19 protein-coding genes are annotated in these 16,258 nt (G+C 45.8%); 15 read left to right on the top strand and 4 right to left on the bottom strand.

The window, feature by feature from the left end:
- Positions 1 to 43: 43 nt before the first annotated feature.
- The 11 genes from yhbH (at position 44) to G9F50_RS13720 (ending at position 8,985) form a co-directional block, all read left to right on the top strand.
- Positions 44 to 1,228 carry a sporulation protein YhbH gene (gene yhbH / locus G9F50_RS13770; RefSeq protein ID WP_007408433.1) on the top strand — a complete coding sequence of 395 codons (1,185 nt, stop codon included), beginning with the start codon at positions 44 to 46 and terminating at the stop codon, positions 1,226 to 1,228.
- A gap of 180 nt (positions 1,229 to 1,408) precedes the next feature.
- Positions 1,409 to 1,873: a MarR family transcriptional regulator gene (locus tag G9F50_RS13765; RefSeq protein WP_003155389.1), complete on the top strand. Its 465-nt coding sequence runs from the start codon at positions 1,409 to 1,411 to the stop codon at positions 1,871 to 1,873.
- Positions 1,874 to 1,909: 36 nt separating this feature from the next.
- On the top strand, positions 1,910 to 2,575 hold the full coding sequence (locus tag G9F50_RS13760) for an HlyD family secretion protein (RefSeq protein WP_007610259.1): 666 nt from the start codon (positions 1,910 to 1,912) through the stop codon (positions 2,573 to 2,575).
- A 40-nt stretch (positions 2,576 to 2,615) separates the two neighbouring features.
- Positions 2,616 to 4,211 carry an MFS transporter gene (locus G9F50_RS13755; RefSeq protein ID WP_012117147.1) on the top strand — a complete coding sequence of 532 codons (1,596 nt, stop codon included), beginning with the start codon at positions 2,616 to 2,618 and terminating at the stop codon, positions 4,209 to 4,211.
- Positions 4,212 to 4,236: 25 nt separating this feature from the next.
- On the top strand, positions 4,237 to 4,770 hold the full coding sequence (locus tag G9F50_RS13750; protein ID WP_003155386.1) for an NAD(P)H-dependent oxidoreductase: 534 nt from the start codon (positions 4,237 to 4,239) through the stop codon (positions 4,768 to 4,770).
- A 12-nt stretch (positions 4,771 to 4,782) separates the two neighbouring features.
- Positions 4,783 to 5,154, top strand: coding sequence for a hypothetical protein (locus G9F50_RS13745; RefSeq protein WP_025284468.1), 372 nt, complete (start codon positions 4,783 to 4,785; stop codon positions 5,152 to 5,154).
- 119 nt (positions 5,155 to 5,273) lie between these two features.
- Positions 5,274 to 6,041, top strand: a complete 768-nt coding sequence (locus G9F50_RS13740; protein WP_060562069.1) for a hypothetical protein — start codon at positions 5,274 to 5,276, stop codon at positions 6,039 to 6,041.
- Between the two features lie 2 nt (positions 6,042 to 6,043).
- Entirely contained in the window at positions 6,044 to 6,421 is a 378-nt protein-coding gene (locus tag G9F50_RS13735) for a GntR family transcriptional regulator (RefSeq protein ID WP_060562178.1), read from the top strand.
- Entirely contained in the window at positions 6,411 to 7,127 is a 717-nt protein-coding gene (locus tag G9F50_RS13730; protein WP_060562070.1) for an ABC transporter ATP-binding protein, read from the top strand. The genes G9F50_RS13735 and G9F50_RS13730 overlap by 11 nt, the downstream gene beginning before the upstream one ends.
- The gene (locus G9F50_RS13725; protein ID WP_012117151.1) at positions 7,128 to 8,045 is read left to right on the top strand and encodes an ABC transporter ATP-binding protein; all 918 of its coding nucleotides are present in this window, start codon (positions 7,128 to 7,130) and stop codon (positions 8,043 to 8,045) included. It abuts the gene before it with no gap.
- Complete coding sequence (locus G9F50_RS13720) at positions 8,038 to 8,985, top strand: ABC transporter permease (RefSeq protein WP_025284471.1); 948 nt, start codon at positions 8,038 to 8,040, stop codon at positions 8,983 to 8,985. Before G9F50_RS13725 ends, G9F50_RS13720 begins: the two co-directional genes overlap by 8 nt.
- A 91-nt stretch (positions 8,986 to 9,076) precedes the next feature.
- Here the strand turns inward: G9F50_RS13720 and cspB are convergent, their stop codons facing one another.
- A complete protein-coding gene (gene cspB, locus G9F50_RS13715; RefSeq protein ID WP_003155376.1) occupies positions 9,077 to 9,277 on the bottom strand; it encodes a cold shock-like protein CspB in 201 nt (66 codons plus the stop codon).
- A 382-nt stretch (positions 9,278 to 9,659) separates the two neighbouring features.
- On the opposite strand from cspB, the gene G9F50_RS13710 reads away from it, so the two are divergent.
- Positions 9,660 to 10,490, top strand: coding sequence for a MetQ/NlpA family ABC transporter substrate-binding protein (locus tag G9F50_RS13710; RefSeq protein WP_012117153.1), 831 nt, complete (start codon positions 9,660 to 9,662; stop codon positions 10,488 to 10,490).
- Between the two features lie 16 nt (positions 10,491 to 10,506).
- Here the strand turns inward: G9F50_RS13710 and G9F50_RS13705 are convergent, their stop codons facing one another.
- Positions 10,507 to 11,586 (bottom strand): GGDEF domain-containing protein, encoded by a 1,080-nt coding sequence (locus tag G9F50_RS13705; protein ID WP_060562071.1) that lies wholly within the window; start codon positions 11,584 to 11,586, stop codon positions 10,507 to 10,509.
- Between the two features lie 151 nt (positions 11,587 to 11,737).
- Here G9F50_RS13705 and G9F50_RS13700 point away from each other — a divergent pair, with 151 nt between their 5' ends.
- Entirely contained in the window at positions 11,738 to 13,129 is a 1,392-nt protein-coding gene (locus G9F50_RS13700) for an L-cystine transporter (RefSeq protein WP_025284474.1), read from the top strand.
- Between the two features lie 101 nt (positions 13,130 to 13,230).
- Here the strand turns inward: G9F50_RS13700 and G9F50_RS13695 are convergent, their stop codons facing one another.
- Complete coding sequence (locus tag G9F50_RS13695) at positions 13,231 to 13,806, bottom strand: hypothetical protein (protein ID WP_113708608.1); 576 nt, start codon at positions 13,804 to 13,806, stop codon at positions 13,231 to 13,233.
- 144 nt (positions 13,807 to 13,950) lie between these two features.
- Between G9F50_RS13695 and G9F50_RS13690 the strand changes: the two genes are divergently transcribed.
- Together G9F50_RS13690 and G9F50_RS13685 are read left to right on the top strand one after the other, a co-directional pair.
- Positions 13,951 to 14,490, top strand: coding sequence for a YhcN/YlaJ family sporulation lipoprotein (locus G9F50_RS13690; RefSeq protein WP_003155362.1), 540 nt, complete (start codon positions 13,951 to 13,953; stop codon positions 14,488 to 14,490).
- Between the two features lie 120 nt (positions 14,491 to 14,610).
- A complete protein-coding gene (locus tag G9F50_RS13685) occupies positions 14,611 to 15,513 on the top strand; it encodes a hypothetical protein (protein ID WP_014417278.1) in 903 nt (300 codons plus the stop codon).
- Here the strand turns inward: G9F50_RS13685 and G9F50_RS13680 are convergent, their stop codons facing one another.
- Complete coding sequence (locus G9F50_RS13680) at positions 15,514 to 16,176, bottom strand: spore coat protein (protein WP_060562073.1); 663 nt, start codon at positions 16,174 to 16,176, stop codon at positions 15,514 to 15,516. It lies immediately after the preceding gene.
- Positions 16,177 to 16,258: the final 82 nt, after the last annotated feature.

Below are 16,258 nucleotides of genomic sequence, written 5' to 3'. Positions count from 1 at the left end.
AATACACATGTAAAACGACCATAACGGTTAAGGAGGGGAATTCATGTCCCGTAATGACAGCGGAAATTTTTTGATTTCAGAGGAAGACTGGTCCCTCCATCGCAAAGGCTTTGACGACCAGCAGCGCCACCAAAAGAAAGTACAGGAAGCGATAAAAAACAACCTTCCGGATCTTGTCACTGAGGAAAGCATTATTATGTCCAACGGAAAAGATGTCGTGAAAATCCCGATTCGTTCGCTTGATGAATATAAAATCCGTTATAACTATGATAAAAATAAACATGTCGGCCAAGGCGACGGCGACAGCGAAGTCGGCGATGTCGTCGCAAGAGACGGCGCAGATAAAAAGCAGGGGGCTGGAAAAGGCCAGGGAGCCGGCGATCAGGCAGGCGAGGATTATTATGAAGCGGAAGTTTCATTGATGGATCTGGAAGAAGCGCTGTTTCAGGAATTAGAACTGCCGAATCTGCAGCAAAAGGAAAGGGACAATATCGTCCATACCGATATCGAGTTCAATGATATCCGGAAAACCGGGCTGACAGGGAATATCGATAAGAAAAGGACGATGCTGTCGGCCTATAAACGAAATGCCATGACAGGCAAGCCGTCGTTTTACCCTATTTATCCGGAAGATCTGAAATACAAAACATGGAATGATGTGACGAAGCCGGAATCGAAAGCTGTCGTTTTAGCGATGATGGATACAAGCGGTTCGATGGGCGTATGGGAAAAGTATATGGCGAGGAGCTTCTTTTTTTGGATGACACGATTTTTACGGACAAAGTATGAAACGGTTGATATCGAATTTATCGCCCACCATACGGAAGCGAAGGTCGTGTCGGAAGAAGATTTTTTCTCGAAAGGGGAGAGCGGGGGCACCATCTGTTCCTCCGTTTACCGGAAATCTCTTGAATTAATTGATGAAAAATATGACCCCGCCCGCTACAACATCTATCCGTTTCATTTTTCAGACGGAGATAACCTGACTTCGGATAACGCCCGGTGCGTAAAGCTCGTCAATGACATCATGAAAAAATCGAATCTGTTCTGTTACGGTGAGGTCAATCAATATAACAGGCATTCCACCCTCATGTCCGCCTATAAAAATGTCAAAGATGATAAATTTAAATACTACATCCTGAAACAGAAATCAGACGTATTTCAAGCGCTGAAAAGCTTTTTTAAAAATGAGGAAGCCGGTGTAAGCAAAGCATCGTATGAAATATAAAGCCGAGTGAAGAATCGTGCGGCCGCGGTTCTTCACCCGGCTTTTTTAAATTAAAAATAAAGAGAAAAAACGGCATAAAAAAAATCCTTAAAAAATGAAACTTTTCTCTTTACAAACCTTCTTTCATTTATTAATATTTTATCTTGTGAACTATTATTAAGGGAATGAGGTGAAAATACGGTGATTGAATCAGAGCTCGCTTTGCTCAGTTTTGAACAACTGTTTGATACTTCCAGATCGATTTACAAAAAGCAGAAAATGATTCTGGAGACAGTTCTTGAACCTTTTGATATTACAGTGCTGCAGTATCTGCTGATGTTCAAAATACATAAGAGCAAAAGCACGCAGCTTTCAAGGCTGGCTTTGTCGCTTGATCTGAAACCGGCGTCTGTCACGAGAATGACCGATATTCTGTATAAGCGCCGCCTAATGGTTCGGAGCGACTATCACGACGACCGGCGTGTTGTTATGATTCAGTTAACCGAAGAGGGGGAAGAACTTCTAAAGAAAGCTGCTGTTCAATATGCCGAAAAAGCGGCGGTCTTATACCGGCAGCTCAATACCGCTGAACTGCAGTACCTGCGCAAGCTTGCGGAAAGTTTAACGAAGCTTGCAAACGGCTGTGCAGTGAAAAACGGAAAATAAAAAAATCCCCACATATTTTTATCATCATTCCACAAAATGATAGAGGAAGAAACGAAAGGAGAAAACAAAATGAACAGAGGACGTTTAATTCTGACCAACATTATCGGTTTGATTGTTGTTCTTGCAATTATAGGCGGAGGTGCTTACTACTATTATCAAAGCACACACTATGTAAAAACCGATGAAGCAAAAGTTGCCGGCGACATGGCAGCTATCACAGCTCCTGCTGCGGGTAAAGTAACTGACTGGAACCTTGATGAGGGGAAAGAAGTAAGCAAAAACGACGTTGTTGCAAAAATCAAAGGACAGCAAAATGCTGACGTAAAAGCCATCATGGATGGAACAATCGTGAAAAACGAAGTGAAAAACGGCCAAATGGTGCAAGCCGGTACGACAATTGCCCAGGAAATTGACATGAAACACCTTTACATCACTGCGAACATTAAAGAAACAGACATTAGAGACATTGAAGTAGGAAACAAAGTAGACGTAATTGTTGACGGCGACCCTAATACAACATTTGACGGAACAGTAGAAGAAATCGGTTATGCGACAAATTCAACATTTGATATGCTGCCTTCTTCAAACTCAAGCGGCAACTACACAAAAGTAACGCAAAAAGTTCCTGTTAAAATTTCACTCAGCAACCCATCTGACAAGGTGCTTCCTGGTATGAACGCATCTGTAAAAATCTCTGAATAATACAGATCAGTCATCAAACCATGAAGGGAGGTTGTCTTAGGTGGCTAAATCAGATAATCAAGTAAAAAGTCCTAAAACATTGCTTATTGTGCTTATGGCCGGGTTATTCCTGGCGATCTTGAACCAAACGCTTCTTAACGTGGCGATGCCGCACTTAATGACCGAGTTCGGTGTGAGTGCGACGACGATTCAGTGGCTTACGACCGGATACATGCTGGTCAACGGTGTTTTGATTCCGTTATCTGCGTTCTTAATTACCCGGTTCGGACAGAGAAGCCTCTTTCTCGTAGCCATGTTCTGTTTTACAGCGGGAACGTTAGTCTGCGGAATCGCGCCTAACTTCTCAACCATGCTGATCGGCCGGTTAATTCAGGCGGTCGGCGGCGGTATCCTGCAGCCGCTGGTCATGACAACCATTCTGCTTATCTTCCCGCCTGAAAGCAGGGGGAAAGGAATGGGGATTTTCGGTCTTGCGATGATGTTTGCTCCGGCGGTCGGACCGACTCTTTCCGGCTGGATCATCGAGCATTACACATGGCGCATTATGTTCTACGGCCTTGTTCCGATCGGGGCAATCGTTATTATCATAGCGTTCTTCCTCTTTAAGAACTTGGTGGAACCGCAAAAAATCAAACTCGACAGTTTGGGTGCGATTCTATCCATTGTCGGATTTGCCTCATTGCTTTACGGAGTCAGTGAAGCGGGCAGTGACGGCTGGGGAGATCCGATCGTGCTGTCTACCGTCATTGTCGGTGTCATCGCGATTGCCGCGTTTGTCATTCAGCAATTGCGCTCTGAAAAACCGATGCTCGACTTCCGGGTATTTAAATATGATATTTTCTCACTTTCCAGTGTGATTAACATCATTATTACCGTTGCGCTTTACACAGGAATGTTCCTGCTTCCGATTTACCTGCAGAACTTAGTCGGCTTTACGGCGCTGCAATCGGGCCTCTTGCTATTGCCGGGCGCGATTGTCATGCTGATCATGTCGCCGATATCCGGTATTCTGTTTGACAAAATCGGTCCAAGACCGCTTGCGATTATCGGGCTGATCATCACGGTCGCAACGACATTCCAGTACACAAAATTGACAATTGACACACCTTACACGCACATTATGCTTGTCTATGCCATCCGCGCATTCGGTATGTCACTGTTAATGATGCCTGTTATGACAGCCGGAATGAACCAGCTTCCGGCACGGTTGAACAGCCACGGCACGGCGATGAGCAACACGCTCCGCCAGATCAGCGGTTCAATCGGAACAAGTTTGATCACAACGATTTATACGAACCGTACGACAATGCACTATTCGCAGATTGCGGATAAAACAAGCACGGCTGATCCAAGCTTCATGCAGTCGTTCCAAAGCGCGGTTTCGAATTTAATGGTCAACATGAACATGTCGCTTGATGCGGCGAAACAAACCGTTTATTCTTATCTCTACAAAACAGCTTCACTTAATTCCAACGTTATGGGGATTAATGACGCGTTTATGTGGGCGACGATCTTTGCGGTTATAGGCGTAGTCCTGAGCCTGTTCTTGCGTGACGTACGGAAAGACAAACAGCGGGCGAAGAAAAAAGAGGAGCTGTCATTGCTTCCGGCCCCTAAAGAAGTGAAGGAATCTTAATCATCTGAATTGGGAGGTTTCCTGAATGAAAATTTACGTAGTGTACGATAGTGAAGGCGAACATACAAAACACCTTGCTGAAGCCATTGCCGAAGGAGCACGAGAAAACGCTGAGGCTGAAGTCCTGATCGACCATGTCGATCAAGCAGACATCCGCAAGCTGAAAGACATGGATGCCATTATCTGGGGATGCCCGGGACACTTTGGCACCATCAGTTCAGGCTTAAAAGCGTGGATCGACAGACTCGGCTATCTGTGGGCTGAAGGCGAGCTGATTGATAAAGTCGGCGCCGTATTCTGTACGACGGCGACAACACATGGCGGATTAGAAATGACAATGCACAATCTGATCACTCCTATGTTTCACCAAGGCATGATTGTTGTCGGACTTCCCGGCAACGTTCCTGAAAACGCGCTGTACGGCTCTTACTACGGTGCGGGCGTCACATGCCCGGTTGACAGCGATGTGCTGATGACGGAAGAAGGCCTTCAATTAGGCCGTGCGCTTGGCAGACGTGTCAGCCAAGTCACAGGTAATCTAACTGCCGGACGACAGTAAGGAGAGGGTTATATGGCCATTATTATAGCGGTTATTGCTGCTGTCATTGTGATTGCACTTCTTATCACATTCAATGTCCGCAGCACTTCTGCAGGACAGAATGTCAAAGAAGAAAAGAGAGAAGCGATCGGCACTACAGCCGAACAGCCGGAAAAGCATGATCCGGCCGAGGAGCGCTCAGCCGAGCATGCTCCCGTCGTTGTAAAATCTGAATCTCCCCGTGAGAAAAAGAATACAATGGGCGATGATGTGTACCGTCAGGCGCTTCAGAAGTTTAAGACTTCTGAGACGGATCAGGAACCAAACGATCCTGATAGCGGCGGCAAAATGCAGGATAGCAGCTATCGTGATGCGCTGCTCTCCTTAAAAAACAAAAAGAAGTAATTGAAAAGGCAAATCTGCGTAAGAGCGGATTTGTCTTTTTTTTATTGAAGATATTGTAATACGTGATGATCTAGTGTACTATGTTACTCATACACTTGATCCGAATGGAGAGAGAAAGAATGACATCGTTTTTAGGTTTGCTGAAAAAAGATGCGAAAGTTTCATGGATTTGGCTCGCGGTGTGGCTTTGCGGCATGATTTGCTGGGCATTTGCAGCCCACGTCATCGCTGCCCGTCAGAAAGAACCGCTCGTCATTTTCGGCTTTTTTACGGCAATGGGGTTTTTTCAATTTCTTGTAGCGCCGCTTTTTATGTACTATCACCTTCATAAAGAAGGAAAAAATCAACTGTGGCTTTACAATCCGAATGGAGGATTTTATCTGCTGGCTTCCAAGCTGACGGCCTCACTGCTGTATCAGTTGATCGGGCAGCTGGCGCTGACCGGTTACGGCATTTGGATGTACCGGATGCTTTCTGCAAAAGGAGCGCTGGAACACACCATTCCCCTGGCCGGCACATTAACCGGACTGAATGCTTACCTGCTGATCAGTTCAGCGTATTTATCTGTGATTGTGGCCGTATTTTGGACTGTTTTTCACTCATTAAAACATGTTCCCGTCCTCCGTTGGGTGATCTGCATCGTGCTTGCGTTTGTCTGGACCTATATTGACGATAAAATCATTACGCCTTTCACTTCATCTCAACATGATTTATGGCCGGTAAAAGTGTATGCGGATTTTGATTTTCACTATACAAAATTGACCGGCTGGACGGTGGAGCTGAAGGCCGTCCACATCTCGCTTTTCAGCTTCCTGACAGTGATCGTGCTTGCGGCGCTCTGTCTCGCGCTGGCCTCTATGCTGCTGAATCGAAAGGTTGAGGTGTAATGATGGAGAATGAATTTCAGTCATCCAAGCCGATTTATCTGCAGATTGCCGATCGTGTATTTTACCGGCTGATCCGAAGTGAGCTTTCACCGGGGGACAAACTGCCGTCCGTAAGGGAGATGGCCGTACAGATGAAAGTGAATCCGAATACGATACAAAGAACGTACAGTGAAATGGAAAGGCTGGGGATCGTGGAGACGAGAAGAGGACAGGGAACCTTTATAGCGGAAAGGTCCGATCTGAAAGCGGAGCTGAAAGACAGGCTGACTAAAGACGTTTTCAAACGCTTTATTCAGGAAATGGCGGAGCTGGGGTTATCTCCTGAGGAAATGATCGACGGGATCAAACAATATGCGGAGGAAGCAAACGATGAATCTTGATTTTGAACGCGTAACAAAAAAATACGGCCGCAGGCTCGCGGTCAGCGATGTATCATTTTCATTGTCTCCGGGTAAAATCTACGGAATTTTAGGGCCGAACGGAAGCGGTAAATCAACAACGCTTAAAATGCTTGCCGGGCTTGCGTTCCCGACCTCGGGCGCCGTCCGGATCGGAGACTACGCAGTAAGCAGGAACATGCTGTTTCGTACGGCTTATTTAACCGAACATGATATGTTTTTCGCCCGGACGACCGTCGGTGATATGCTCACATTTTATCATTCGCAATTCCCGGATTTTCAGCTGGAAAAAGCACATAACCTATTAACGGAAATGAATCTTTCAGCGGGGCAGAAGATAAAAGAGCTGTCCAAAGGCAGCCGGGGCAGGCTGAAAATCGTTTTGGCCCTGTCGAGAAAAGCATCCGTCATTCTGCTGGATGAGCCGTTTTCAGGTCTTGATCCGGCGGTCAGAGAATCGATTGTCAACAGTCTCGTATCTTATATTGATTTTGACAGCCAGATCGTCGTCATCGCCACGCATGAGATCGGCGAGATTGAGACGCTGTTAGACGAAGTGATGGTTTTCATAAAAGGGAAAATCGCTGAACGGCGCGAGGTCGAAGAAATTCGGGAACAGGAAGGAATGTCCGTGCTGCAATGGTACAGAAGCGTCATGCAGGCGCACGAAATAGAAGGGGGATTCTAATTGGAAACGGTATTAGAACTGCAACAGGTAAAGAAAACGATAAAAGGACGAACGATTATTCATGATCTGAGCTTCTCCGTCCGGGCGGGCGAAGTGTTTGGGTTTCTAGGGCCGAACGGAGCGGGGAAAACCACTACGATCAGAATGATGGTCGGATTAATGAAACTGTCTCAGGGAGACATCGTAATCTGCGGGGAATCCATTACGAAAAACTATGCAAAAGCGGTCAGGCACGTCGGAGCCATCGTGGAAAACCCGGAGCTGTACAAATTCCTGAGCGGTTATAAAAATTTACAGCAGTACGCAAGGATGGTAAAAGGCGTTACGAAAGAAAAAATAGATGAGGTCATCGAGCTCGTCGGGTTGCAGGACAGAATACATGACAAAGTAAAAACCTACTCTCTCGGAATGAGACAGCGTCTCGGCCTCGCCCAAAGCCTGCTGCATAATCCTAAGGTGCTGATTCTGGATGAACCGACAAACGGCCTTGATCCCGCGGGCATCAGGGAAATCAGGGACCATCTGAAAAAGCTGACACGTGAAAAAGGAATGGCTGTCATCGTCTCAAGCCATCTGCTGTCAGAAATGGAGTTAATGTGCGACCGAATCGGCATTCTGCAAAAAGGGGAGCTTGTCGATATTCAAAAAGTAAGGGATGAAGGAAAAGAGGATAAAGATACATACTTCTTCCATATTGAACAAAGAGAAGAGGCTCTTGCCGTTCTGAGTCAGTTTGACTGTGTGAAGAAGACGAACGGCATTGAGATCAAGCTGTCAAAACAGGAAGTGCCTGATGTGATATCACTGCTCGTCCGTGAAAACATCCGCTTATATGAAGTGAAAATCATGACAAAATCTTTGGAAGACCGTTTCTTGGAGATTACCGGCGGGACGAAAGAGGAGGTTCAATATGTTTAAGCTGATCTATAATGAATGGATAAAAATTTTCAGCCGCGTCGGCACGTGGGCTATGATTGTAATTTTAGGCGTTTCGATGATCGGTTTTGCGCTTCTGTCAAACCATTTCACCTCGAGCGAAGCCAATCCGAATTGGAAACAGGAGCTCCAGGCTGAAAACAAAGAAATGAAACAGCAGATGAAGGAAACCGGAAACCAGACGCTCATTGATAACCTGAAACAGAATGTCGCGATAAATCAATACCGTATGGATCATAACATCCCTGAGGATACAGGGTACACAGTGTGGTCATACGTAGCTGATTCTTCGATGATGACTGTTTTGACCGGGCTGTTTACGATTATCATTGCCGCAGGCATCGTGGCGAATGAGTTCAACTGGGGGACGATCAAGCTGCTTGCCATTCGTCCGCTCAGCCGTTTTCAGATTTTGCTTTCTAAATATATGACGGTGCTGCTGTTCGGACTGCTGATGCTTGTGATTTTATTTGCCGGCTCCGCTCTGTTGGGATTGGTCTTTTTCGGTACAGGCGGAGATACTGCGGCTGATGTTCATCTCGTATACAAAGACGGCCATGTTTTTGAGCAAAATATCATCGCCTTCCTCGCTAAAACATATGTCTATGAATCTGTCTCCGCTTTTATGCTTGCGACGATGGCGTTTATGCTGTCTGCGGTATTCCGGAACAGCTCATTAGCGGTCGGATTTTCTATTTTTCTATTGGTTATGGGAAACACGGCGACTGTATTTCTTGCCACGAAATTTGAATGGACCAAATATATTTTATTCGCCAATACGGATTTGTCGCAATATATGAACGGGACTCCTTTAGTAGAGGGAATGACGATGACATTTTCGGTTGTGATGCTTGTGATTTACTTCGTTATTTTTCTGGCGCTCGCATTCGGCGTCTTCTTAAAACGCGATATTGCCACTTGATATAAAAAAGCTGTTTTGCCTTTGCAAAACAGCTTTTCGTTTTAGATGAAAAAAACCCTGCCGGCGTACACCGGCAGGGTTTTTAAACAATTTATGCTTTTGTTACGTTAGCAGCTTGTGGTCCGCGGTTTCCTTCAACGATTTCGAAAGAAACAGATTGGCCTTCTTCTAAAGTTTTGAAGCCTTCGCCTTGAATAGCAGAGAAGTGAACGAATACATCGTCTTGACCTTCTACTTCGATGAATCCGAATCCTTTTTCAGAGTTGAACCATTTTACTTTACCTTCTAACATGAAATTTCCTCCTAAAGCGACATAACGCTTAAATTCACTATTCTTGCTCTAAAACAAACTTCCAAGACGAAAACTCTTACAAAACTTTCTTCTTAAAGATAGTTCGAACAAAAATAATTACCTTTACTCTACCAGTAATTCGAAGAAAAAACAACTGCTAAATGTAACTTTTTTCGAAATAACATGTTTTAAGAGGAGAACGCTCTGATACGGAAATCTGATTTGAGACTAGAACAGCCCATTTTCAGCTGATAAAAACCGCTTTGCAGCCTCTTAAGGAAGCAATTGACAACCCTTTTTTAAATCGGTATTGTATGTAATCATGAGCCCGAATACCATGGTGCAGCCTCTGTACATAAAAATACATAGGGAGTAGGTCAACTTGAACCTGCGGCTTATAAACAGTCTGTTTCTTTTCATTTTGATCATGTCACTTACTTCATGCCATTATCCTGACGGGAACCGGACAATTACTATCGGAATCAATGAATCTGATCAATCGATCTGGGAGTTTGTCGCGAAAAAAGCCGGTGAGGAAGGATTGCAGCTCTCTTTGGTAACGTTTTCGGATTATGCCGAGGCCGATTTGGCGCTTGCCGGCGGGGATCTCGACGCCAATGCGTTTCAATCCGTTTCTTATTTTCAATCTTTGCCGCCTCATGTGAAAAAGAAGCTGGCTCCTTTAGGAACAACATATGCGGCATCGCTGGGGGTGTATTCCAAGCAACATAAACGGCTGAAGGATATACCGGACGGAGCGGTCATTGCCGTGCCTGGTGAAGCGGCGGCCTTCGGCAGGGCGCTTTTTCTCATGCAGGAGGCCGGACTGATGACATTGAAAAAGGGATTCACCGGTACGGGTTCAACTGATATGATCAAGGACAACCCGAAGCATCTGACCTTAAAAACGGAAACAAAAAAGAACGCCTATCAGGCGGCGGAACATGCTGACGCAGCAGTTCTCAGTCAAAGCGAGGCGAAAAGAGCAGGATTTCATGCGGAGAAGGACGCGCTGATCCGATCGGCGCAAATGAAGGAAGCATATATTCATCTGATCGCCGTCAGAGCTGAGGATAAAGATGATGAACGGATGCAAAAACTCCTGTCTTTGTATCAATCAGATGATACCGCGGCGTTTATTGAAAAAGAATATGAGGGCAGCCTGATTCCTGTTTTCCTGAGGGGCGGCTTTCTCACTGAAAAGAAAGAATGATTTCCTCTTCGGGCGATCATTCTTTTTTTTCAGTGCTGCACACTTGATTGCGCCCCGATGTTTTCGCTTTGTACAGCATCCGGTCCGCGATCAGGGGCAATGTCTGAGGATCCGATGTATTTGTCGGATAATGCGCGATGCCGAGGGAAACGGTCACGGGAATTGTATCTCCGCTCGTCAGCAGAATCGGGTTCGCGTCAATCGTGTGCCTGATTTCTTCTGCGAGGTGAAGCCCTTTTGTATACGTGCAATTGGGCATAAGCACGGCAAATTCTTCCCCGCCGATGCGGGCTGACGGATCAGAACTGCTGAGTAAGAACCTCAGGCGCGCCCCCAGTTCCTTCAGCACTTGGTCCCCTTCATAATGGCCGTATTGGTCATTGATCTGCTTAAAGTGATCAATATCCAAATAAATAAGCGCGAGCTGAGACGAGGGGGATTGAGACGCCCGATCGTACAGAACGCGCGAGACTTCCTCGAATTTTCTCTTATTAAAAATCCCCGTCAGAAAATCATAATTCGCTTGAAACTTGTATTGCTTGAACAAAAGGCGGGCATCGGCTTCGTGTTTAATGATATACAGCGACAGTATTCCGCCCAAGGTAGAAATGAGCCAAAAATAAACGAGGGCCCCGGCAGGCTGTTCAGGCATAAGTAACAGCAGCGTCAGGGTGATAATAACATTTGAAAAAAGCAGCATAACGAACGCATTTTTGTGATTCGGCTTTTTTCCTCTGAATACGGCCGCAGAAAGTATCGCAATCATGCCGACTGCGGCGATAGAATAAATGGCGCTGACATTGAAATTGATCAGGATACGGCCTGCCACGATAATGATAAAGGCAGCTGCTGTAGACACCCAGCCTCCGTAAAGAGCGGCGATGATAATGGGGATATTTCTGAGATCAATGATGGAATCGGAGTAAGAAAAGCCGAAAGCAATCAGAAAAACCCCTAAAAGCCCGCAGACCGCCCCCTTCAGTAATTGAAACATCGGACGGTCTTCTTTATGTGAAAGCGACTCTTTAAAAAGAACGGTGAAGAGATAATTAAATGTGATTAAAATCGTCAAATTAAGAAACAGTTCCTTCAGCATAACAATCACCCTTATATAAGTTACTAAAGAAAGGATGGAAAGAAAAGAGAAAAATCAATAAAAATACATATATTGTCAATTCTTACTTGACCGATCGGAATTGATGTAATATAGTGTTTAAGGATAATGAGCAAGGGAGTGTTTACCTGTTTTGGAGAATTTATTTGTAATCTTACATGTTTTTATTTTGTTTTTGTTTATAGCAGGTCTGTTTGTGATGCAAAAAAAACACGTTTCCTTTTCTAAACGTGTCTTTACCGCGCTCGGATTAGGCATTGTATTCGGTTTTGCGCTGCAATTGATTTACGGGCCGGCTTCACATATCGTGACACAAACGGCCGATTGGTTTAATATTGCCGGCGGCGGTTATGTCAAATTGCTTCAGATGATCGTCATGCCGCTAGTCTTTATTTCTATTCTCGGCGCATTTACGAAGCTGAAACTGACCCATAACATCGGGAAAATCAGCGGTCTGATCATCGGAATTTTGATCGCTACGACAGCAATTGCCGCGGCAGTCGGAATTGTTTCGGCGCTTTCCTTTGATCTGAAAGCCGTTCATATCGACCAGGGGAGCACTGAGTTATCAAGGGGTCAGGAGCTGCAGCAAAAATCTGAGGATATGACGGCCAAAACGCTGCCTCAGCAAATCGTTGAGCTTCTGCCGGGGAATCCGTTTCTTGATTTCACGGGAGCCAGACCGACTTCCACCATCGGAGTCGTTATTTTCGCCGCTTTCCTCGGCATCGCTTTTCTGGGCGTGAAACGGAAACAGCCGGAGCACGCTGCGACTTTCAGCGGAATTGTCGATGCGGTATACGCGATTATTATGCGCGTCGTGACATTAATTTTAAGACTGACGCCTTACGGGGTATTGGCGATTATGACCAAAACGATCGCGACAAGCGACATCGACAGCATTGCGAAACTGGGGATGTTTGTGATCGCTTCATACGCCGCGCTTATCGCCATGTTTATCATTCACTTGCTGCTGATCACGTTCAGCGGTTTAAATCCGATCACATACGTGAAAAAAGCATTTCCGGTTATGGTGTTTGCGTTTACGTCCCGTTCAAGCGCAGGGGCTTTGCCGCTCAATATTAAAACACAAAAAAGCATGGGCGTACCGGAAGGCATTGCGAACTTCGCCGGTTCATTCGGCTTATCAATCGGTCAAAACGGCTGTGCCGGTATTTATCCGGCGATGCTCGCGATGATGATTGCGCCGACAGTGGGGCAAAACCCGTTTGAACCGGGATTTATCATTTCCGTCATCGCCATCGTGGCAATCAGTTCATTCGGTGTAGCAGGCGTGGGAGGCGGCGCGACATTTGCGGCTCTGCTCGTCCTATCCGCTCTGAACATGCCTGTCGCGCTTGCCGGGCTGCTCATTTCAATTGAGCCGTTAATTGACATGGGGCGCACCGCCTTAAATGTCAGCGGCAGTATGACCGCAGGGCTGTTAACAAGTAAAATGACGAAGGAAACCGATACCGCGGTGTACAATGATTCCTCAATCGTCATTGAAGCTGAAGAAGCTTAACAAAAGCAGATCGATGGTTCATTCTCTTATAGAAAAATATGAGATAGAGCGCTAAAACGAAAAATCCTTCATCGTTGAACGAATGAAGGATTTTTTCGTTTCTAATGATTTCCGGGTTCAATTTCTTCCAGCATATTCATCACGGTGCTGTCATTTAAAACATTTACCGCGCTTTCTTCGAAGTGAATCGGCTCGGTATAGTGAGGCTTCGGCGAAGTTTCTTTACTGCGGCTGCGGTCTGCCTGTCCGTCCGTATGGGATGAGCCGGAGTGATTGCGGGAAGTCTGCTCATGCTGTCCGCCGGATTCCCCGCCGAAAGCCTGTTTGATCAGGTCGGCAGGCTGCAATGAGCCGGTTTGTGAATGCCGGGCTTTGTCTGCGTGCTGCTGTCCGTCGGATTCCCCGCCGAACGCCTGTTTGATCAGGTCGGCAGGCTGCAATGAGCCGGTTTGTGAATGCCGGGCTTTGTCTGCGTGCTGCTGTCCGCCGGATTCGCCGCCGAATGCCTGTTGAATCAGGTCAGCAGGCTGCATGGAGTGTGTGCCATCTTTATGCTGCATTCTGCCTGAAACCATTCCGGAGATTTTCCGGCGGATTTCGGGTGATAAAGCTGCAATCAGAATCGATGATCCGATCAGCAGCGCTGTCGGGCTGACGCCGCTTTTTTTTCTGAACAAGTTAAATCCCTCCTCATTCAATTGATTACGCTTACCTTTCCCTTTCCTTCTGATATTTATCCAAACCGCTCAGAATGCAAACGGCGTGCATAAATCCCGCCGAATAGAAAAACCTATACGTAAAGTGAGAAAGGAGGAATTCACATGATAAAAAAGCAAGCAGTTATCTCTGCCCTTCTTCTGCCGATGCTGATTACCGCAGGGTGCAGTATGGGGAATCAAGGAGAAGGAAAACGAAATGACAACCGCACCCAGAATGTAAATTACCGCAACACGCCTAACGACGGTGCGACAAATATGAATACAGTGAACCGTCATAACCAAAACACCGATCACAATGACAATCGTAACCTGAGAGTGGCTGATAAAGCCGCCGACAAGGTGACTGATTTAAAAGAGGTTAAAAATGCGACTGTGATCGTTGCAGGAAACAGCGCATATGTTGCCGTTGTTTTGACAAACGGGCAAAAAGGCGCCATCGCCAACCATTTGAAAAATAAGATTACCGATAAGGTAAAATCAGCTGATAAACATGTCCGGACTGTATATGTATCAGCGAACCCGGACTTCGTTGAACGCATGCAAGGCTACGGAAAACGAATCCAAAACGGACATCCTGTATCCGGTCTGTTTGATGAGTTCGGCCAAATGGTTCAGCGTGTATTCCCAAACCCCAATAAATAAATGAATGGAAAAGCCGCATTTGCTGCGGCTTTTTTATTTTATCTGCCGTCACGACCCAGCGCTCCTGAGCATAAAGTAAAGAATGAGATGAAAATTGAAGGATCGGGGAGGGGAGCTTGTTTGCGTGACGGCATGGGGAAACGGGCGGCATTCACTCTGATCCTGTGCGGAGTCCTTGTCATATTGGCTGTCAGTTCAGCCGTTTCAGTAAGCATGATGTACGTCCTGTCAGGCCAAAACAGCCGCTCTGTTCCGACGAAGGAACAAGTGACTGAACACATGAATAAAGAAATTTACAAACATACAGCGATTTATTATACGGCGGATGAAAAGCCGCTCTTGGATCTGACCAAGCTTACGCTGGACCACGCAAAGCGTATCAATCAAATCATTGTCGGCTATAAAGGTGCAGCGCCGCTTGAACTCATTTTCTTTTCGGATGAAGCTGAAATGGAGCAATATTCAGGATTGAAAAATGTAGTCGGTTTTTATTCAGAACAGGAGCAGATGATGGGGCTTTTGCCTGAAGAGAAAAAACAGCTTTTGAAAAAAGATGAGCTGGCCGTTTTCATGTATAAGCAATTGATTATACATGAATATACACACTATGCGTTTCATCAAAAAACGCGGCAATTGGGGACGGATACGTCTGTATTTCCGCTTTGGTTTCATGAGGGGCTGAGCGAGTGGGTCGCGCATTATGATGTAGTCATTGATCCTATTGCATTTTCCGTCGTGCCGTTTGATCAATTAACGACCGACCGAAAATGGCAGAAATCGCGTATGGAATATGAAACGGATGTCTATTTGCAAAGCTTCTATATGATAAAGGACTTAACCGAAACATTCGGAGAAGGCATTATCTTAACCATTATCAACAAAACCGCCGAAACACAGGATTTTGAAAAAGGCTTTGAAGCGGCTACGAAAGAAAGCCTGAAACAATTTGAACATGATTTCATAAAAGCATATGAAAAAAAGAAAACGGCATTGGAGAGTCAGGTTTCCAACGCCGTTTTTTAATCAATGGAGGTTTTGCTGCTGCTGTCCCATTTGTCCTTTAATCGGAGGCATTTGCGGCTGTCCCTGGGCCGGCGCAAATGAATTCAGCATGGTCTGCATATCTTGTGCATTGAGCTGAGGAACCTGATAATAACAGTGTTTGTTTTGGTATAAGAAGATTTCATACGCCATTTCGACATATTGCTGAATTTGGGCGGAGAGCACTCTTCTAGTGACGGGATTGGTCATTTCAAGCGAGCTCATCGTCAAGAGAGAAGCTTGAGCTTTAATCAGGCCGAGCATATGGCCGCTGATCCCGAGATCTTTGACATCATTTAATGATTGATTCGGTTTTTTCGGCTGAGTCGGTTTTATACCGTAGACGGCCTGGTTCTGTTCCTTCATCATATATGTCGACGTTTCCTGAGAAGGCTTTTGGCCGGTCTTAAAGCATTCTGCCGTCAGATTATAGAGTCCGAGAATGAATTGATACTGGCGGTCAAGGATGTCGGCCAGCTGCTGATCCTGTATAAACTGTCTGAGCATCATAAATTGATCCAAAACGCCGACTGTTCCGGCCAGCACTTCATGCATATCGAAAAGCTCATGTCCTCCGTGATTCACTTGCGGTGAACCCGGGATCCCCTGATTTACTGGCTGCTGCTGATTCTGCTGTTGTTCCACTGGTTGTTTTCCTCCTTCATGTCAAATCATCATTAAGATGTGAAAAAAGCCGATCCGTTATACATCAAGTCCTGTTTCGTTA

This window comes from Bacillus sp. EKM206B, from assembly GCF_011066015.1.
Classification (GTDB): domain Bacteria; phylum Bacillota; class Bacilli; order Bacillales; family Bacillaceae; genus Bacillus; species Bacillus velezensis.
The sequence above is the reverse complement of the archived record's forward strand: the minus strand, read 5'-3'. Positions and strand labels throughout refer to the sequence as shown.